This window comes from Dysgonomonas termitidis (assembly GCF_042654545.1).
GTDB lineage: Bacteria > Bacteroidota > Bacteroidia > Bacteroidales > Dysgonomonadaceae > Dysgonomonas > Dysgonomonas termitidis.
Genome location: NZ_JBHSGN010000090.1, coordinates 67,821 through 87,848 on the forward strand (window position 1 = coordinate 67,821; position 20,028 = coordinate 87,848).

The 20,028-nt window shown below is 37.8% G+C and carries 19 protein-coding genes; 2 read left to right on the forward strand and 17 right to left on the reverse strand.

Going from position 1 to position 20,028, the window contains the following annotated elements:
• Positions 1-353 precede the first annotated feature (353 nt).
• The 3 genes from ACFO6W_RS15360 to ACFO6W_RS15370 all read right to left on the reverse strand — a co-directional run bounded on the left by ACFO6W_RS15360 (position 354) and on the right by ACFO6W_RS15370 (position 4,231).
• Positions 354-1,349 carry an acyl-ACP desaturase gene (locus ACFO6W_RS15360; RefSeq protein ID WP_379997959.1) on the reverse strand — a complete coding sequence of 332 codons (996 nt, stop codon included), beginning with the start codon at positions 1,347-1,349 and terminating at the stop codon, positions 354-356.
• A gap of 312 nt (positions 1,350-1,661) precedes the next feature.
• The gene (locus ACFO6W_RS15365) at positions 1,662-2,672 is read right to left on the reverse strand and encodes an LLM class flavin-dependent oxidoreductase (RefSeq protein WP_379997961.1); all 1,011 of its coding nucleotides are present in this window, start codon (positions 2,670-2,672) and stop codon (positions 1,662-1,664) included.
• Positions 2,673-3,370: 698 nt separating this feature from the next.
• Complete coding sequence (locus tag ACFO6W_RS15370) at positions 3,371-4,231, reverse strand: helix-turn-helix domain-containing protein (protein WP_379997963.1); 861 nt, start codon at positions 4,229-4,231, stop codon at positions 3,371-3,373.
• A gap of 87 nt (positions 4,232-4,318) precedes the next feature.
• Here ACFO6W_RS15370 and map point away from each other — a divergent pair, with 87 nt between their 5' ends.
• Complete coding sequence (gene map, locus ACFO6W_RS15375; RefSeq protein WP_379997965.1) at positions 4,319-5,074, forward strand: type I methionyl aminopeptidase; 756 nt, start codon at positions 4,319-4,321, stop codon at positions 5,072-5,074.
• 58 nt (positions 5,075-5,132) lie between these two features.
• Here the strand turns inward: map and arsM are convergent, their stop codons facing one another.
• From arsM to ACFO6W_RS15445, 14 genes are all read right to left on the reverse strand, one after another.
• Positions 5,133-5,945 carry an arsenite methyltransferase gene (arsM, locus tag ACFO6W_RS15380; protein ID WP_379997967.1) on the reverse strand — a complete coding sequence of 271 codons (813 nt, stop codon included), beginning with the start codon at positions 5,943-5,945 and terminating at the stop codon, positions 5,133-5,135.
• 15 nt (positions 5,946-5,960) lie between these two features.
• A complete protein-coding gene (gene arsB / locus ACFO6W_RS15385; protein ID WP_379997969.1) occupies positions 5,961-6,995 on the reverse strand; it encodes an ACR3 family arsenite efflux transporter in 1,035 nt (344 codons plus the stop codon).
• On the reverse strand, positions 6,988-7,413 hold the full coding sequence (locus ACFO6W_RS15390) for an arsenate reductase ArsC (protein ID WP_379997971.1): 426 nt from the start codon (positions 7,411-7,413) through the stop codon (positions 6,988-6,990). Before ACFO6W_RS15390 ends, arsB begins: the two co-directional genes overlap by 8 nt.
• Before the next feature lie 73 nt (positions 7,414-7,486).
• Complete coding sequence (locus ACFO6W_RS15395) at positions 7,487-7,951, reverse strand: GNAT family N-acetyltransferase (protein ID WP_379997973.1); 465 nt, start codon at positions 7,949-7,951, stop codon at positions 7,487-7,489.
• 1 nt (position 7,952) lies between these two features.
• Positions 7,953-8,273 (reverse strand): ArsR/SmtB family transcription factor, encoded by a 321-nt coding sequence (locus tag ACFO6W_RS15400; protein WP_379997975.1) that lies wholly within the window; start codon positions 8,271-8,273, stop codon positions 7,953-7,955.
• A 174-nt stretch (positions 8,274-8,447) separates the two neighbouring features.
• Entirely contained in the window at positions 8,448-9,269 is an 822-nt protein-coding gene (locus ACFO6W_RS15405; protein WP_379997977.1) for an alpha/beta fold hydrolase, read from the reverse strand.
• A gap of 241 nt (positions 9,270-9,510) precedes the next feature.
• Complete coding sequence (locus tag ACFO6W_RS15410) at positions 9,511-10,647, reverse strand: efflux RND transporter periplasmic adaptor subunit (RefSeq protein ID WP_379997979.1); 1,137 nt, start codon at positions 10,645-10,647, stop codon at positions 9,511-9,513.
• A gap of 3 nt (positions 10,648-10,650) precedes the next feature.
• On the reverse strand, positions 10,651-11,853 hold the full coding sequence (locus tag ACFO6W_RS15415) for a TolC family protein (protein WP_379997981.1): 1,203 nt from the start codon (positions 11,851-11,853) through the stop codon (positions 10,651-10,653).
• Positions 11,837-14,980 carry an efflux RND transporter permease subunit gene (locus ACFO6W_RS15420; RefSeq protein WP_379997983.1) on the reverse strand — a complete coding sequence of 1,048 codons (3,144 nt, stop codon included), beginning with the start codon at positions 14,978-14,980 and terminating at the stop codon, positions 11,837-11,839. Before ACFO6W_RS15420 ends, ACFO6W_RS15415 begins: the two co-directional genes overlap by 17 nt.
• 81 nt (positions 14,981-15,061) lie before the next feature.
• On the reverse strand, positions 15,062-16,441 hold the full coding sequence (locus ACFO6W_RS15425; protein WP_379997985.1) for a sensor histidine kinase: 1,380 nt from the start codon (positions 16,439-16,441) through the stop codon (positions 15,062-15,064).
• A gap of 2 nt (positions 16,442-16,443) precedes the next feature.
• The gene (locus ACFO6W_RS15430; protein ID WP_379997987.1) at positions 16,444-17,109 is read right to left on the reverse strand and encodes a response regulator transcription factor; all 666 of its coding nucleotides are present in this window, start codon (positions 17,107-17,109) and stop codon (positions 16,444-16,446) included.
• A gap of 303 nt (positions 17,110-17,412) precedes the next feature.
• On the reverse strand, positions 17,413-17,781 hold the full coding sequence (locus ACFO6W_RS15435) for a NifB/NifX family molybdenum-iron cluster-binding protein (protein ID WP_379997989.1): 369 nt from the start codon (positions 17,779-17,781) through the stop codon (positions 17,413-17,415).
• Positions 17,778-18,101 carry a NifB/NifX family molybdenum-iron cluster-binding protein gene (locus ACFO6W_RS15440; protein ID WP_379997991.1) on the reverse strand — a complete coding sequence of 108 codons (324 nt, stop codon included), beginning with the start codon at positions 18,099-18,101 and terminating at the stop codon, positions 17,778-17,780. Before ACFO6W_RS15440 ends, ACFO6W_RS15435 begins: the two co-directional genes overlap by 4 nt.
• Entirely contained in the window at positions 18,102-18,503 is a 402-nt protein-coding gene (locus tag ACFO6W_RS15445; RefSeq protein WP_379997993.1) for a DUF134 domain-containing protein, read from the reverse strand. It lies immediately after the preceding gene.
• Between the two features lie 192 nt (positions 18,504-18,695).
• On the opposite strand from ACFO6W_RS15445, the gene ACFO6W_RS15450 reads away from it, so the two are divergent.
• Entirely contained in the window at positions 18,696-20,006 is a 1,311-nt protein-coding gene (locus ACFO6W_RS15450) for a TolC family protein (protein WP_379997995.1), read from the forward strand.
• The last annotated feature ends 22 nt before the right edge of the window (positions 20,007-20,028 follow it).

Sequence of the window (20,028 nt, forward strand, 5' to 3'; positions counted from 1 at the left end):
AACAGCAAGGTATTACCGATAATAGGAATACACTTATTGCTAATATAAAAGATAAATATTTCATATTACAAAGATAGATTATTTTAATCTACACCAATTCTAACGGCATAATAATCTTCTGATATATGTTCAAAGAACTTATTTTTAAAATTTAGAACAAGTTTTTTTATGGAAAATTCTTTATTATGGATGATAATAATTGTGACGTTTTTAGACCAGCTCTCAATAATAACTGACTCAATAAGAGTTTATCTTTCACCTGCCTTACCACGAGTAATGACAATACTTCGAATTTCACTTATATCATTGATTAATCTATATTTAATAGAGAGGACCATATTGAGCCGAAGATATTATTTTACAGCAGGTTGTACCCATTTGAAAATATAAGAATCGACAGGAATAACTAATCGTTCTGATATTTTAGACATACGTACAGGAAGCTTCATCAGAAAATCGCGGGCACGTTCTGCCTCATCTGTTAATCCTGAAATTTTATCTATCTGCCATTTATCTATCAGTTTTTGCATAATATCTACATAATCACTGGCGGTATATACCCCGATGCGCTGTGCAGCATTTGAAAACTGTTCGAAGGCAGTGCTTATTTTCTCTTTCGATTCTCTCAGGAAGTGAGCGGGCATAACTATCTTTTGATTCATCATATACTGGAAAGCGAGCATCATTTCACTCGGGTCTACCTCAAATATGCGCCTTACAAATTCGCTGTATGCATGGTGATGCCTCATTTCGTCACTTGCGATACGTTTACACATTCTCGACAATTTTTCATTACTCATTTTTTGAGCCATTTCTGCTACACGATTGTGTGAAATGAAGGTCGCCAATTCCTGAAAACTGGTGTATACAAAGTTTTTGTACGGATCTCTTCCCGTACCAATATCAAAACCGTCATTGATGAGATGTTGTGTGGTTTGCTCAATCTCTCTCATATTCACTCTGCCGGATAAATAAAGATATTTGTTTAATAAATCGCCGTGACGGTTTTCCTCACCCGTCCAGTGCCTGATCCACTTTGACCAGCCGTTGCGCTTTTCGCCGTCTACATTTTCTATACCTTCTACGTCCATTAACCACGATTCATAAGTAGGCAAAGCTTCTTCGGTGATGGTGTCTCCTACCAATACGACCCAGAAGTCATAAGGGAGTTCTTTCGCCAGTTCGCGTAATTCTTTTACATCTTCAAAGAAAGTTTCTTTCTCTGAATCAGGAAGATAATCAGTAGGTTGCCATATTTTTTCAACAGGAACCAGAAACTGGGTAATAAAATTATCTACATTCTTTTCTAAGAAGTGCATGACTTCTAAACGGATATTTGTAATTGACATTGTACTATATTAATTAATGCCTTATATGACTGATCTTTTCTTTTTCTCAAATACTTTCGAGAAGGGTAATCTTTTACAGTAAAAGGCTGGTGTATTGTAAAGGTAAAATTATTTTCAAGCACTAATAGTAAATTGCTTTATTTTGTCATTTTCTACAAGTTATTAATAGTTAAACACCTCTCATAAGCGGATGAAATGAATTTCCATGAATTTTATTTCATCCGCTTTTTTATAAAAGATTTATGGTAAAATCTTCTGTTGAGTAGAGATATTAAATCGCTTGATTTATTATTGTTTGATTGATGTCCTGCGTTATTTCAACGATTTTAGCTTCATAGCTTCCGCCAATAATTCAAATGATCTGAAACGGGCTGCTTTATCATATATGTAATTGGTAATGAATAGTTCATCAGCGCCGGTTTTTTCCATAAAATCTCTTGCCTGAGCCCTTACTTTTTCTTTATTGCCACAAAATGTGCAGGCCAACATATTATATAAAGACTGTTTCACATCGGGACGGGAGAAAGTCACAGGTAATTTTTTTACAGGTGGTGGTAGCTTAGTAGGGTTCCCCGTAACAAGACCAAATATAAGTTGCTGCAGGCTCGTTCCCAGAAAGGTAGCTTCTTCGTTTGTGTCGGCTACAATTACATTCGCACCAACCATCAGGTAAGGCCTGTCATGATATACAGAGGGCTTGAAATTCTTTTTATAAATATCTATTGCCGTCAATAAAAGTGCCGGAGCAAAGTGTGAAGCAAATACATAGGGTAGTCCTAGTTCGGCAGCTAGGTAAGCGCTGTCTGTACTAGACCCCAATATCCAAATGGGGACATTCCGCCCTTCACCCGGAAAAGCCCGGACTTTTGAACTGCTGTTCTCTTTACTGAAATATTGTTGTAAAGCTTTAATATCTTCTGGAAAATGATATGTCGTAGATAAGTTATTACGTCTCAAAGCAGCGGCTGTCAATTGGTCTGTTCCCGGTGCCCGTCCTAAACCCAGATCAATTCTGTCGGGATATAAAATATCCAGTGTACCAAACTGTTCAGCAACGGCTAAAGGTGTATGGTTGGGAAGCATGATGCCTCCGGAGCCAACTCTTAATGTAGTTGTTCTTTCAGCAATATGACCTATTAATACTGCTGTGGCAGCAGTAGAAGCACTTGACGTATTATGATGTTCAGCTATCCAGATTCTTTTATATCCCAGCGATTCAATATGTTGTGCATTGTGTACAATTTCGGTGAGCGCATCCGGAATATCCTGCCCTTCTACTACTATACCTAAATCTAACACAGAAATATTAATACGATTGTCCATTTTTTTAGCTATTAAATCTTTGTAAAAACCTGTTATGTTATTATATCAGGGATTTATTTCATTATATTCTGCAAATATAAACCGATGTCTTTGTGTTTGTATATAACAGTTCATAGTGTAAAACAGTTTTAAATAAAGGCACGGGAAAATAGCATCAGAGATGAGAATACCAATTGATATTGTAGGCTATACGGGTACATAAATTGAAGAGGTAATACTTATTAATTCTTTAAGCTTCAGTATATAATTAAAATATATTATATTTTTAACGAGTAGCTATTGTACGGACAAGTGTGTCCAATACTAAGACAAAATGTGATATTTTGAAATATACTAAAGTGTTCACCTTTATAAAAATTGGCAACACAAATATTTGATATATAGCTATCTGACTAAAAAGCAATGGATTCCGTCCATACCGCCAAAGTTAAAGGCAATAGGCGACAAAAAAATTAGTTAAATCGTACAATATCAACATATTGTACGATTTTTCTTTTTATTCATATAGCCGGGAAAAGACATAAAACAGGCATCCAACTGAAGAAGAGGAGCAATATTATATTTTCTCCCTGCTATGGTAATTTGAATTTTTGCAGATGATATATTCCGAGCAATCGTAGCAGATTACTTTGATGAGGGGCACACTTTATAATTTTTAGTTTGTTAGGTCTGATTATGAGGATTGCTCTATAATATTCTTATAATGCTTCTTTTCCGGAAATATACTCTACCGGGGTTTTCCCCGTAAAATCCTTAAATTCTTTAAGGAAATGGTTATAATCATAGTAGCCATTAGCGATAGCAACATTCAACAAATCATCAGGTTCAGCATGCAAATTTATATATGCAGAGATGAATCGTTGTAATTGTATGTATTCTTTAGGTGTAAGCCCCAGATGCTTGAAAAAGTTTCGCTCCAGCCATTTGTAATTTACTCCTATCTCTCTGATTACATCAGCCACGGAGATTTGTCCCTTAGCTTGATTGATTAGTTCAACAGCCGAATTTAATAAACCTGTTCTGGTATTTACTTTAATCAGGCTCTTTATGTACGATTCGATTATATCAATCTTGTCATCAATAGAATCTGTGGAAAATACTTTATCAAGGAATTCCGGATCAAAATTAATATCTGCTAATGTTCTGACATTATTGTATTTGAAAAAGGATGGATGTAAGTTGAACAGTTTATGAAAATATTCAGGCTTAAATCTTATAATCAGGATGTAGTCCAGATCTTCGGGATATCTTGCATAGACCTTCTTCATCACGCCCGCATCAACCCAACCCGATTTTATGATATCTTCTTTACCATCAGTATTAATACAAGCCTTATTGCTTTTATCAGGGAATAAAATAATTGCAGGAAAACCATCATTAAAAATCCAATGGTCAGCTTTATTCTGAATATCATAAAACAAATAGTAACCTTCAATATAGTCAATACATTCCTCAGATGGGGATTTCCTCATCCAATATCCACCATAGGGAAGACCTTTTTTTTGCTGAATAATTTCTTTCAGAAAGTTGATTGGCATACTGGGTACAAAGATATGCATAATGTTCAACTACAATGAGTTTACGATATGTCTAATTTATACTATGGCAGACTTTTTCTTAGTTATAACTTTACCTCAAAAAATAATATGATAGTACAGACAGATGAAGATTTAAAAGGTATCCAGGAGATTAGCGACATCGTTGCAATCACATTGAAAGAAATGAGAGAATACGCCAGAACAGGTATGACTACAAAAGAATTGGATAATTACGGGGCAGAAATTCTTAAACATTACGGGGCAAAATCAGCTCCTTTTGTAACATACAAGTTTCCGGGGTGGACTTGCATAAGTATTAATAATGAAATGGCACATGGTATCCCGTCCTCAAGAGTCCTTAATGAGGGAGATTTGGTCAATATAGATGTGTCTGCTGAATTAAACGGATTTTATGCAGACAACGGAGGTTCATTTGTGCTTGGAGAAGATATAAATGAGAATCAAAAATTAGTAGATGCTTCTATCGAGGCTTTGCACAATGCCATTTCCACGATCAAAGGCGGTGTTAAGATATCAGAGGTCGGGCGAATTATCGAGAGAACAGCTAAAGCTAAAGGTTACAAGGTTATTAAGAACTTGGGAGGACATGGTGTTGGAAGAGGTCTACATGAAGAACCCGACTGTATTTTAAATTATTACGACAGGTATGAGTACAGGAGATTTAAGAAGAATAGTATTGTTGCTATTGAAACATTCATTACAACCGATTCCACATCGGTTAATACAATGAAGGACGGCTGGACTCTTATAGGTAATAAAGGAGGCTTTTGTGTTCAGCATGAGCATACCCTTTTAGTAACCTCCGGCAAACCTGTTATTTTAACTGCAAAGAACGGTATTTGATATTTCTGAAAACTGAAAGAATGCAACTTTTGCTTTATGGAGACTCCCTTAAACAACTCTATGATTTTACCCCTGTCACAGTAATAGAATAGATTCCGACATTACCCCTTTTATATTTTTCAATTGTCGATTCATCCAAATGCTCCAGTAAGACTTCATCGGGAATGACAACTGTTTTTGTCCGTTCTATCTTAATATTAGAAAAGTTAGCTTTTTCAATCTCACCTAAATAATCGTCCTTTTGTATCGCACTGGCTATACAACCCGCATACATGGAAGCATTATCAGTAAATTCTTTTGGAAATACACCATTCAGCACAACATCAGAAACACAGAAATGGCCTCCTTTTTTCAATACCCGATATATTTCTTTAAAGATTTTATCTTTTTCGGGTAGCAAATTTAATACACAATTACTGACTACTACATCAATAGAATTGTCGGGTAAAGGCATATTCTCAATATCTCCTTCGATAAACTCAACATTTATATAACCTCGCTTTGTTGCGTTCTTTCGTGCCTTTTCTATCATTTGTGGAGAAAAGTCAATACCGATTACTTTTCCTTTTTCTCCGACTTCTGCCCTGGCTATAAAACAGTCGTTTCCTGCACCTGAGCCTAAGTCTAAAACGGTATTACCATCTTTAATACCTGCATACTCAGTAGGCAATCCACAGCCTACACCCAAATCAGCATCGGCTTCATATCCTTTAAGCCCGCTGTAATCTTCGCTCATGATCGTAAAGACCTTTTTTGAAGGAGTAGCAGGACTCGTTCCACAACAGCAACCTGACTTTAGAGCATCGCTATTCAATGCTAGTTCGCTATATCTCTGCTTTACTAAAGCTTTCTTTTCTTCGTTCGTGTTCATATTAAAAGTGTTATTTTATTTATAATATTTCTTTTTGAGCCAAAAGGCAATATTTACCAACAGTATAAGTACAGGCACTTCGACAAGCGGACCGACTACGCCTGCAAAGGCCTGTCCGCTATGCAATCCGAAGACACCTATTGCAACTGCAATAGCCAGCTCAAAATTATTGCCGGTGGCCGTAAATGCTATCGAAGCATTTTTATCATAAGACGCACCCATTAATTTTCCAGCAAAGAAGCTGAGGAAGAACATGACAACAAAATAGATTAGTAGCGGTATGGCGATTCGCACTACATCCAATGGTATTTGTACGATCAGTTCTCCTTTGAGACTAAACATTAATACAATGGTAAATAGTAAAGCGATTAAAGTAATTGGTGAAATTGCAGGGATAAACTTATCCTTATACCATTGTTCCCCTTTTATTTTAACCAATATCAAACGGCTTAAAATACCCATCAGGAAAGGAATACCTAAATAGATAGCGACTGTTTCGGCTATTGTACCTATGGATATATCTACGATTGCACCTTCGAATCCGAATAAGGGAGGTAGTTTTGTTACAAATATCCACGCATAAAAACTGTAAAAGAATACCTGAAATATACTGTTCAGGGCGACAAGTCCCGCACCGTATTCTGTATTACCTTCTGCAAGATCATTCCATACAAGTACCATTGCAATACACCGTGCAAGACCTATCAGAATAACCCCCACCATGTATTCGGGATAATCGTGTAAAAAGAGAATGGCAAGTAAGAACATTAGGGCAGGTCCGATAATCCAATTCAGGACTAACGAGACAGTCAGTATTCTGACATTCTTGAAAACTTTCGGCAGTTGTTTGTAGTCCACTTTTGCCAATGGCGGGTACATCATCAGGATAAGCCCGATTGCCAGAGGAATGTTTGTTGTACCGCTCGACATGGAATCAATGTAGCTGCTGAAAGACGGAATAAAATACCCCAATCCTACACCGATAGCCATCGCAAGGAAAATCCAAAGTGTTAAGTTCTTATCTAAAAAACTCATTTTCTTTTTACTCATGACCTTTTATCTTATCGGTGTATAATTCATAAAATGCTGTTTTGATTTCATCCCTTACCCTGATATACTCGGATTGAATAAATTCGGCTGTTCCCGTAGCTTCGGAAGGGTCGTCAAAGCCTATATGCAGACGGTTCTTTACTTTTCCTGAGAATGCAGGACAGCTTTCATTTGCACCCCCGCAAACAGTAATCACATAATCCCATTCATCATTCATATATAGCTCTATACTATCGGATGTATGGTGCGAGATATCCACTCCTGCATCCCACATAACTTCTATTGCTTTCGGGTTTACTTTTCCGCTTGCTTTTGTCCCTGCGGAATAAACAGATAAAGAAGGATCGAATGATTGTAAAAATCCATGTGCCATCTGGCTACGGCAACTATTTCCTGTACACAGAATTAAAATTCTCATATTGTTTATAATTTCGTATTTATACTAACAGTTCCTGTTTCGTCGAATAACGAATAAATATCTAAAAAAAATATCAGGATAAAACCCTTGATATTTTATAGTTTGTCATGGAAATACCAATGCAAACGGTCTGTTGTTCCAGAATAACATAGCCTTTTTTTGAGAAGAAAGGTTGAGCTGTAATACTGACATCAGCAATTATTTCTGAAATATCTTTCAACCGTGCATACTCTTCAATCTTTTTAAGTAAGAATGATGCAATGCCCATTCCCTGATAGTCCTTATGGACAAACATGGAATTTAAATATCCTGACAATTTTAAGGCAGCAAACCCTAATATTGTATTGTTTTCTTCAGCAAGTATAAAGTATTGCTCATTAATATGTTCCTCCCATACACTCGCTTCTTCTCCTCTTGCAGCCCAGCATCCGACCTGTTCGGGTGTATAGTCTTTCATATTGACTGAAAGGATAGTTGAACGATACAGTTCTTTAATGCCAGGGATATCTTTTTGGGTCGCAAACCTGATGTCCATCATATCAGCAAATATCGTCTGTTTTCTGTAATTGAGTAAACAAGCCACCAAACAGTTCTTTAGCTTTATTCCAATTCTCGTTATTGATACAATATTTCACGGTGGGTAATGTAATTGTTCCCTGAATCAATCCTGCATCTTTTAACTCGTTCAGATGTTGTGACAGTGTACTTTTAGCTATTGGTAATATCTCTGACATGTCGCCATGATAGCAGCATGACTGATTGGCAAGCATTTCCAGAATGGCAATGCGTATCGGATGCCCCAATGCTTTAGCAAAACGGGCTAATTGTTCCTGATCGGCTGTTAATTCTTTCTTTGACATAGACTCTATATTTATTGTTCGCAAATATACGAATATGATTTTAATTCGCAAAATCACGAACTGTTTTTGTTAATATAGAAAGGCCTGGCTCCATGCGGCTGGAATATAATAGAGATAACATTGACTTTTTGTTGGGAAACTAATTATACTGGAAAAATATATTGTCCACAAATCTTACTCTCTCGTTGTGATAAAGTTCATCAATATCCCGTTAAACGCTTCCGCATTATCCATATTAGCACAATGGCCTGCGTTTGCAATAATGTGAAATTCGCTGCCAGAATCATTCTCGTGCCATTGTTTTGCCATTTTGAGCGCCAATTCGTTATCCTTTTCGCCCGACAAAATGAGCAGTGGATACCTACGCTCTATATTTCGATCGGCTATCAACCTACCCAGCCCCGACATGACGGTAAAAGATTTTCGTGTAAAGTTTTTTGCACTTTCATAAAGACGGATTTGTTCCGCCTCATTTATAGCGGATACATTCGCCGTATATCTGCGAAAAGCATTCATTGAGAATATCATCATGATGAACCATTTTAGCATTTCCAGCCCTTGGGATTTAGCTACCTCCGGCTGTTTCCTGTTAATGTTATACCCACCGAGTGCCGTAAGGGACAAAACCTTGTTGGGATATTTCAGCGCAAAATCCTGTGCAAGCAGAGCCCCCAGAGAGACACCGGCTATATGTGCCCTTACCCTGTTTTCCGATTCCAATATTTTCGCAACGTGTGCAGCAGTCGCCGAAATTTTGTCTTTTGATTTTCCTACACCTGTCAATCCGTGTCCTAACATATCAACAGTTAGTACCTGGTAATTGGCTGAAAAATAATCTGTTTGACCGTCAAAACATCGGTGGTCGCCAAACGCAGGGTGTAGAAAAACAACAGTCTTTCCATGCTCGTTTCCGCTCACGAAATAGTGTATCGTATTCCCATTATGTCGAATGGTTTTGTGGTCTGCCTTGCTTTCTATTTGGATAGTAACTTCCATGCCTGTGATTTTATTGTTGTATTATTGATTCTCAACGATATGGTAGATTCTCATAAAACCAAATAATACAGCGGTTTTTGCCACCAAATTTACGAATAATTTTGGACTGACTGTCGTGTTATTCCGCTAAATCCCCTGTTCTTTTTCCTGTTTGGATTGAAGTAACGAGATAATAATGGAGTTATGCCCTGACCCGGCTTTTTCTTGTTATCCAATATGCGTGTTTTTATAGTTCAAAATATCACATTACATCATATACTCCTTTAGTCAAGACCTTTATTTCAGAATTCAGCCTATCATCAGGAATAATTTCTATCCAATTTCCATTTCTTTCACCTGTTTTTACTAAAGTTTTGCGGAAAGTATAAATACCCTCTTTTTCCGATTCCAAAACTAAAAGGAAGTTATTGCCTTCTTCTGTTGTAACAGCATCAAATGGAACACTCAAAGCATTACGTGAGTCTGCTACAAGCTGAGCCTCCACAAACATACCTGTCAATAGTTTTTGCTTTGTATCGGTATCTAAAGAGGCGTAAACATTAATAACACGGTCATTTCCTCCTACTGATTTTCCAATTTGTGAAACCTTTGCTTCAAACTCATCCGAGCCTACTTGCGGAACTGTAAACTTTATCTTTTGCCCTGTTTTCAGATTGAATATATCTTTTTCGAACACAGCCAATTCCAGATGCATGGCCTGTGTTTCCACAATTTCCATAATAACATCGGTAGATGAAATTGCCATACCCACATTGGCACTGATAGTTGTAATATCACCCGAAATAGGAGAATAAACCGTGATATAAGACGAGAATTTTCCCTGCTCTACCTGCGACGGATTGATACGAAGCATATTCAGCTTCTGACGGAGGCTTTCATAAGTTGCTTTGGTCCGTTTATAACCGCTCTCGGCTTCGAGGTATTTCTTTTGTGAGGATATTTTTTCATCAAATAAGGTTTTTTGTCTTTCGTATTCCGATTTCAGATATTCCATTTGCCCGGCTATTTCGAGATACGACTGCTGTAAATCAATATATTCAGGACTTTCGAGTGTAAGGAGTGGCTGTCCTTTGGCTATCTTATCACCTACAAGCAAAGAAATGGATTTGACATATCCCCCGACAAATGAAGTTACTTTTGCCCTGTTTTTTGGGGGCACATCTATTTTGCCTGAAGCTTTTATTGTGTTATCAAATTCCCTTTTCTGCAAAGTATTTATCTCCATTTTCATAGAGTTGAACTGCTCTTTTGTAATCTCTACCAAAGAGACGTCTTCCTGTTTGGTGTTTTCCCCCTCCGAAGGTTTGTTTTCTCCTCCACAAGAACCTAAAAAGCTAATTGTCAACGCAAACAGTATATAATAAGAATATCTTTTCATCGCTTATTCGTTAAAATTGAAGTAATGTAACTCTAAATAGGATTTATTATAAGCAAGGACATTGTCCAGATAACCGGACTCTATACCGATCGCATTTTCCATACTTTGGATGTATTGGAAAAAGTCTATTTCGCCGTTTTTATAACTCATATCGGCGGTCTTTATGATTTCTTCCGAAAGCATCTGTCCATTATCTGTATAGTAGTTAATCATTTCCTTATGCTGGTTCAGTTCGGCTTGTTTTTGCATATAGAAACCTTCCATCTGTATTTCGCGGTTGCTGCGCATAGCCTCCCAGCTTTGCTGTTCCAACTTTGCAGTTTTTTTTCTTGATATATTTCCGCTAAAGAACAATGGGATAGCTACTCCTATCTGAAAACCGTTTTGTCTGTATCCCAAACCTTTATTGGTTCCCGTGAATAATTCAACACTCAGGTCGGGAAGCCAATTCTGATTTTGTAACTTCAATTGAGAATTATAAGTGTTGCTGACAGTTGCCATATAATTCTTCTGCAATTCTTTGCCTATACTGGTATTTTCCAGATAGAGCAAGCTCAACTTATCATTGCCTATATGAAATTTTTCTTCGCTTTGTATCAACGATTTCAGTTGTTCATACAAAGCCTGTCTCTGGCTTTTTAGTTGAATCAGTGTCGCATATATTTGTTTTGATTTGGCTTCCGCTGTAATCTTTTCGAGATAATTAGATTCACCTAGCTCAAACTTACGGCTTCCGGCCTTTGAAAAAGCAGAATAAAGGCTATCCAGTTGTGTATATAGTTTCTCTTTATTTTGAGTATAAACAATCTCCTCATACACAAGGGAAATGGCTAGTGCAAGCTTGTTTTTTTGTATTTCGTACAATGCCTTATTTTGTTCCCATTGCGATTTATATACTTTCTTTTGAGCACTATAAACTGTAGGGAATGAGAATGTCTGCTCAATACCAAATACCCTTAAAGCCCTATCGTTGGGGGCAACATTATTTTCGTCATATCCGTAATAAACAGTCGTTTTATCAAAATCGAAAGCTGTATTGATTTTCGCTTTTGAAGCCTGTGTCTGCAATTGGTAGGAACTTAATTCTTTATTATTGGCAAGTGCCGCCTCTATCAGTCTGTCCAGTTCCGGATTGCTTTGTGAATAGGCTACCGGACTAAATACCAATAACGAACCTAGCCATATATATTTAAATATCTTCTTCATCCTGAGTCAGATTTTTGTCAAACATTTTAAATAGAATGGGTAAAACCACCATAGTAAGAAGTGTGGCTGTAAATAACCCGCCGATAACCACTGTTGCCAAAGGACGTTGTACCTCCGCACCTGCCGAAGATGAAATAGCCATCGGAAGGAAACCAAGTGCAGCGGCGGCGGCAGTCAGTGTAACGGGGCGAAGCCTGTCGGTAGTACCTTTCAGAATTAGCTCGTCCACATTTTTCATTCCTCTGTGTTTTAATTCTTTCAGATGTTCAACCAATACAATTCCGTTCAGTACGGCTATACCAAACAAGGCAATAAATCCTACACCTGCCGAAATACTGAAAGGCATTCCTCTCATCCAGAGTAACAAAATACCTCCTACAGCGGATAGCGGAATAGCTGTGAAAACAAGCAGCGTCTCTCTCATTGAGCCAAAAGCAAAATACAGAAGTATAAATATGAGGCATAAAGCCACGGGAACGGCTATCATCAGACGGTCTTTGGCATTCTGCAAATTCTCAAATTGTCCGCCATAAGTCACATAGTATCCCGGAGGCAGATTGATTTTTTCATTAATAATAGTAGAAACATCTTTTACCACACTTTCCATATCCCGGTTGCGCACATTCACGCCTATTACAACCCGGCGTTTGGTATCGTCGCGGGAGATTTTGGCCGGTCCTTCGGCATATTCTACTTTTGCCAGTTCCCGAAGAGGAATCTGCCCACCATTAGGAAGCGGGACATACAGATTTCGCAAGTCTTCAATATCATTCCGAAGATTTTCTTCAAGGCGGATTATAAGATCGAAACGGCGTTCTCCTTCAAATACACTTCCTACGGCCGTTCCGGCAAAGGATAATGCTACAATATCGTTTATATCCGATATATTCAGTCCGTACTGCGCTATTCGTGTGCGGTTGTATTCGACAGTCATTTGGGGTAGTCCGTCTATCTTTTCCACTATAATATCGGCGGCACCATCTACATGAGCTATCGCTTGCTTTATCTGTTCGGCTTTTTCGGCCAATACACCCAAGTCTTCTCCAAATATTTTGATGGCGACATCGGAACGCGTACCTGAAATAAGCTCATTGAAACGCATTTCGATAGGCTGAGTAAATTCGATTTCCATATTTGGGATAGTAGCTTCCAGCTCCTCTTTTATCTTATCGGCTAATTCATCTTTCGATCTTGCCGAAACCCATTCGCTTTTCGGTTTTACCTTCACGATAATATCACTTTCTTCCATCGACATGGGGTCGGTAGGTACTTCGGCGGCACCTATCCGGCTGACAATTTGTTCTACTTCGGGGAATTTATCCAGTATCGTTTTTTCTATTAACGTGGTCGTTTCAATCGTTTTAGCCAAAGATGTTCCGGTTTTCAGAACAGGCTGGATAACAAAGTCACCTTCATCCAACTGCGGAATAAATTCTCCTCCCATTCGGGAAAATATAACTATTGCCAAAACAAGCAATCCGGCTGCTCCTGCCAATGTTTTCTTTGTATGTTTTAGCCCCCATGTGATAACGGGTAAATAAGAGCGGGTCAGTAACCTCATTATACGGACTGTTATTCCATTCCTTTTCTGTACCTGTGGTTTTATAATAAGGGATGAAACTACGGGGACATAGGTGAGGCAAAGCAACATTGCACCTATCAGCGCGAAGCTGAATGTAAGAGCCATAGGACGGAACATTTTCCCTTCCACACCTGAAAGAGAGAGTATCGGAATGAATACTATTAAGATTATAAATTGTCCGAAAATTGCTGAATTCATCATGGTAGATGAACTGCTTAGCGTTATCCTGTTTATTTCCTTCTTTCTGTCGGCTACAGGCAGATGACTGAGTTTGGAGGCATTCGCTGTCATTTGTGCCGAAACAAATTCGACTATGATGACCGCACCGTCTATTATAATACCGAAGTCGATTGCTCCCAGGCTCATCAGGTTGGCGTCTATGCCGAATATCCTCATCAGGGAGATAGCAAACAAGAGTGAAAGCGGTATAACTGATGCGACAACAATTCCCGAGCGGAAATTACCAAGTAATACTACTACCACAAATATAACTATCAGACATCCCAGAATAAGGTTTTCTGCAACGGTGAAGGTCGTTTTAGCTACCAACTCGCTACGTTCGAGGAATGCATTGATATATACACCTTCGGGAAGGACTTTCTGTACTTCCTCTACACGCTTTTTTACTGCATTGATGGTTTCTTTTGAATCTGCCCCTTTGAGCATCATTATTTGCCCAAGCACTTTCTCGCCTTGGCCATTGCCTGTGATCGCACCAAAACGGTTGGCGCTCCCAAAACGTACTGTAGCGATGTCTTTTATTAAGACAGGGATACCGTCCATATTCTTGACTACTATACTTTCGATATCTTCAATGGAACTGATTTTCCCTTCGCCCCGGATGAAATAGCTTTGGTTTACCTTTTCGATGTATGCTCCTCCGGCAATGCTGTTATTCTTCTCCAGAGCTCTTACCAAATCGCCTGTGGTTATAGACATTGCTTTCAACCGCGATGGATTGATAGCTACTTCGTACTGTTTAAGATAGCCACCCCATGTATTGATTTCAACCACTCCGGGAATACCCGAAAGCTGTCGTTTCACTATCCAGTCCTGTATCGTGCGCAGGTCCGCAACCGAATATCTGTCTTTGTATCCGGGTTTTACATCTAAAACGTATTGGTAGATTTCCCCCAATCCTGTCGATATAGGTCCCATTTCAGGAGAGCCGAATCCTTCGGGTATAAGTTCCGATGCTGTTTTTATTTTTTCGGCTATTAACTGACGGGGAAGGTAAGTACCCATGCTCTCATCAAAAACGATGGTTACAACTGACAGCCCGAATTTTGAGACAGAACGTATTTCCTGTACCCCGGGCAAATTGGCCATCTCCATCTCAATGGGATAAGTAATGAATTGCTCAATATCCTCTGTAGAAAGATTGGTGGAAGTAGTGATAACCTGTACCTGATTGTTCGTAATATCGGGCACAGCCCCGATTGGTATATGGAATACGGAATAAATGCCATAAATGAATATGGCTAGAGTAAACAGTAAGACAATAAGCTTTCGGTTGAGACTGAACCGTATGATCTTTTCTAACATCTACTTCTCTTTTTACCTAATTTTTAATAACAAACAAAAGTAGAAGTATGTTAAAATAGTTTGCTTAAGATTTGCTTAAGATTAAGGGATTTTCAGCCTGACTGTAGTCCCGGCACCTTCTTTGCTGGACAACTCTATACGGATATTGAGAAGAGAACAGAATCTTCTTACAATGGATAGTCCCAGGCCAAAGCCCTTGATGTCAGCATGGTCTGTAGACCGATAAAATTTATCGAAAATCTTTTCCAGGTCTTTTTCTGGAATACCTATACCATTATCTTTAATTTCGCAGAAAATATATTTATTCTTTTCATTGACTTTAATCTCAATTTCTCCGTTTTGATATGAATATTTAATAGCATTGGAGAGAATATTATTGATGATGGTAGAAAATAAATATATATCTGTTTTAATGCCGATATTTTCGGGAGGGATATTGGTCATAACCTGAATATTCTTCTGTGAGATATTCCCGGAGAAAAATTTTAATGATTCGTCAATAATTTGCTTAATGTCGGTTTCTTCCAGTCTTAAAGACTGTTTTTGGTTTTCATAACGTGTTAGGATTAGCAGTTCGTCCACTAAATGGTTTAAGCGGTCAATCTCTTTGACACAATATCTTATTTTTTCTTCGTATTCTTCTTGTTGGCGTGGTTTCCGTATCAGGACTTCAAGGGTTCCTTTCAATATAGCCAAAGGAGTGCGGAATTCGTGCGAGGCATACGATGTAAAAGATTTTTCCCTTTCTATGGTCTTTTCAATACGGTCGAGAAGTTTGTTTATCGTATCGGAAAGTATATATAATTCGTCTTTGTTGTGAGGCAACGGGATACGCTCTGTCAAGTTGTCCCGTGTTATTTTATTCGATGTATTTATAATCTCATTGATTGGCTTGATACTTCTACCTGCAATAAAACGGGCAACGAGGAATAAAATGATAAGTATAACAGGATATGTGATAAGCAATATATGCCGCAATGTTTCCAATACTATTTCAGCTCCTTCGCGTGCCACTGCAACCAAGAGGTGTCCCACATGCTTTCCGTTTCCATCCATAATGGGGACCTGGACCTGCCTGATTCTTTTTTCAGCCAGTTCTCCATTATAAAATACATTGTCGGGCTGGCTGGAGTCGTAGAGTAAGTGGCTTTCCTTCAAATTAGGAGACTTATCTATAAGATTACCTTCTATATCCAGGAATTCGATAAACACAGGATCAACACCAACTGTATTATGTTCTCTTTCCATCCATTCTTTATGTCTCTTCAAAGCGATTTTTCCATCTTTGACTTCAACCTCATTAGAATGACGATCAACTTCCCGTTGCAGATCTTCATTCAGATGGCCCGATACGCTGAATTCTACGACTATGTATATAGTGGCAAATACGAAACCAATCAATAACGCGGTCGTTATTATGTAATTGAGAGCAATCCTGTTTCTGAATGAAAAATTCTTCATGGTTAATCGTTAGCTATATATCCTACTCCCCTTATGGTTTTAATATGTCCGTTATCTTTATCCAGATTGAGCTTTTTACGGATGGCGTTGATAAATACATCAATTACACCTGTGTCATACTCAAAGTTAATACCCCATACTTTCTCTATAATCTCATCCCTTTTACATACGCTTCCTTTATTTCTAATCAGGAATTCAAGCAATTCAAACTCGCGCTGGGTAAGAGAAATATCTAAGGAATCTACCTTTACTTCGTATGTTTTCAGGTTGAGGAAAATATTACCCAAAGTAAGGCCCGATATATTTTTATGGTTTCGGAAATGAATCTTTATTCTTTCCAGTAATTCCTCGAAACTAAATGGCTTTTTGATATAATCATTTGCACCCGACTGTAGTCCCTCTATTGTTTCCTGTACTGTATCTTTAGCCGTAAGAAATAAAACAGGTATCTCAGCATCTTTTTCCCGGATAGCCTTGCAGACTTCGATTCCTGTCATTTTGGGCAACATCCAGTCAAGAAGAATAAGATCAGGTTTCTCCGATTGGAAAAGTTCGATTCCCTGTTTTCCATTGATGGCAATAGCTATTCTGTAACCTTCTTCTTCAAGCCCCTGTTTCAGAAAGTTATATATTCCCGGCTCATCCTCTATGATTAAGATATGTTGCATATTTTGCAAATATATTAATAAATATGTTTTATGATTTAATCTGTTTATATTTTTGATAAGATATACAAAAGACCGGAGAAATATTTCTCCGGTCTTTTTTCTGGTATTTCACTTATGATATTAATATATAGATACATAATAATTCTATGAAAATTCAGAGAGAACTTACTGTGGTCGTTAACTGTCGATTCTTTCAAAGGAAGGCTGTAAGATTGTAGAATGAATCAAATAAAGAATAGAAGCTTGCCGAAGTCGGGGTTTAATATACGGGTTATTATCGGTTAAGACAGTTGTTATCATTAATTAATGATGTTCGCATTGATGACCATCCTCATGATGCTTGCACCCTTCACCCGAATCGGTTACCCTGCCATTCAAAAAATCGTTCACTAATGCTGTTGCGTTTCCGGAGCATCCGCGATATACTTTTATACCATGTTTTGCCAAGACATTTGATGCTCCTGCACCCATATTGCCGGCAAGCATTACTGTTACATTCATATTTTGAAGAACCGAAGCAATATTGCTTTTACAACCGCATCCTTGAGGAGAAGCTAACGTCTCGGTATCTTCTATATTTTTATTCTCTCCAATTGTAAATATAGAATAAGACTCACAATGTCCGAAGTGATTATCAACAGCGTTGGCTCTTGTTGGTATTGCTATTTTCATAAGTTTTGATTTTTTAATTGATTTATAATTTCATTTAATGTTTTTGTTTTCAAGGGTATAATTATCTGAATGTTTTTTTCTCTTAATAAAACAGTGGTTATTGTACCAAAACGGCCAGACAGGACAGTATCAATGTTTAATTCAAGTAAGAAATTTATAGTTTTTATTCCTGCATTCTGTTTTGCTGAACCTGCTATATTTTCAACAAACCTCATATTCTGGGTATCCGTATCGTACAGGCAGAACCATTGACATCGTCCGAAGTTCTCAGAAACTGGCTGATCTAAATCATTCGTATTTGTTGAAATCGCAATAACCATCTACTCGAATTTATTTAATGTAATTTCTTTATTCCTGCAAAGAGGACAGTTCATTTCACCTCCGTCTTTTAGTGTAAATATAATTTCGCATTTATCGCACGTGTACCATTCTGCAATCAGGCTGTCCCCTCCCTCATAAATGATCGGCAATCCTTCAATGAATGCCTGTGCAATTTTAGATCGGACACTTTCGTATATACGGGTAAATGTAGGTCGTGATATATTCATTAATTTTGCAGCTTCGGCCTGAGTCAAATCTTCATAATCACATAACTTCAAGGCTTCATATTCTTCAATATTGATAAGAATCTTGTCTTCTTTTTTGCAGAGTACCCCGAATGGTTTGAATCCTCCAAAACCTGGAGCCATCTGGACAAGCCTCTTTTTCTTTATTCGAGCCATAAATTATATCTGATCCCAGTTTTAAAATAATCAAAGATAATATAATTATGAACATATGTTCATAATGAAGGAAGAAATATTTTTCCTGTTATATTTTCCTGTGGAAATTTGTTTCTTTGGAAAATATTATTTTCCTTTGTCTTATATTTCCAATGGAAAATATAGTAGCGATAATTAAGAATATAATAAAAAATGAAAAGAACGACAATTATTACATTAAGTGTGATTTGGTTTAGCCTCTCAATCCAGGCGCAACCCGCCAGGTATATTTCGGCCGATGAGGCTGTAGAAATTGCAGTAAAAAACAACAGTAATGTGAAACTGTCCGAATTGGATAGTAAAATAGCTAATGCAAATTACCATGAAACCGATGCAGTATTTCTCCCTCAGATTACGGTAGGATATACAGCTTTAAGCACAAACAATCCACTAAATGCATTCGGTTTTCTTTTGCAACAGGAATCTGTTACAGCGATGGACTTCGATCCGGCAAAGTTGAATAATCCCGGAGCCAGTCAAAATTATAGTACACAGGTAGAGGCTAAGATTCCATTACTAAATATGGATATGATCTATGCCCGAAAAGGAGCAAAAGCTCAAGAGGAAGTCTATAGATACAAAGCCGCACGTACCGAAGAATATATTGAGTTTGAAGTGCGAAAGGCATACACTCAATTACAAATGTCATATCAGGCCCGGGGCATTCTTCAAAAATCGTTGGAAGATGTGAAACAAATACATCAGTCAGTCAACAATTTCTACAATCAGGGGTTGGTTCAAAAGTCGGATGTATTGAATGCTCAGGTCCAGGTTAATATCATTGAAACAGCCTTGACAAAGGCTGAAAGCAATATATATAATGCCTCAGATGGACTATGTCTTTTGATGGGATTGGAAAATAACGATGATGTCTATATAGTTGATTCGCTATCACAGGAACAAGGGTTATATCAGCATCGGGAACTTTCGACGTTTCGTGCTGATATCATGGCTTTAAATAAGGCTGTGGATGCAACCAATATGATGGTGAAGGCGTCTCAAATGGCTTTTCTTCCCCGTATTAATGCTTTCGGTTCATATGGACTAAATGACTCTAAAGCCTTCAAATTCCGGAATGATTCTTATCTGATTGGTATAAACTTAAGTTGGACAATATTCTCCGGCAATCAGAATCGGAGTAAGATGAAGTCTGCTCAATTTCAACGTGATAAAATGCAAGAGGAATTAGATTTACATGTCAAAAAAGAACAACTGGAACTGGATAAAACCAAGCGTGACCTGAATGACTCGCAGACAGAGATAAATAAGCAAAAGGTTAGTGTTGAGCAAGCCGGCGAAGCCTTGCGTATTCTCGCTAATCGTCATCGCGAAGGTTTAGCCAGCACCACGGACCTATTGATGGCACAGGCACAACTTTCTCAGCAAAAACTTTTGCTTTCACAATCCATTATGTCATATAATATAACAGAGGCATACCTCGACTTTTTATCAAAAACTAAATAACAAATAAAACCTGTAAATAAAT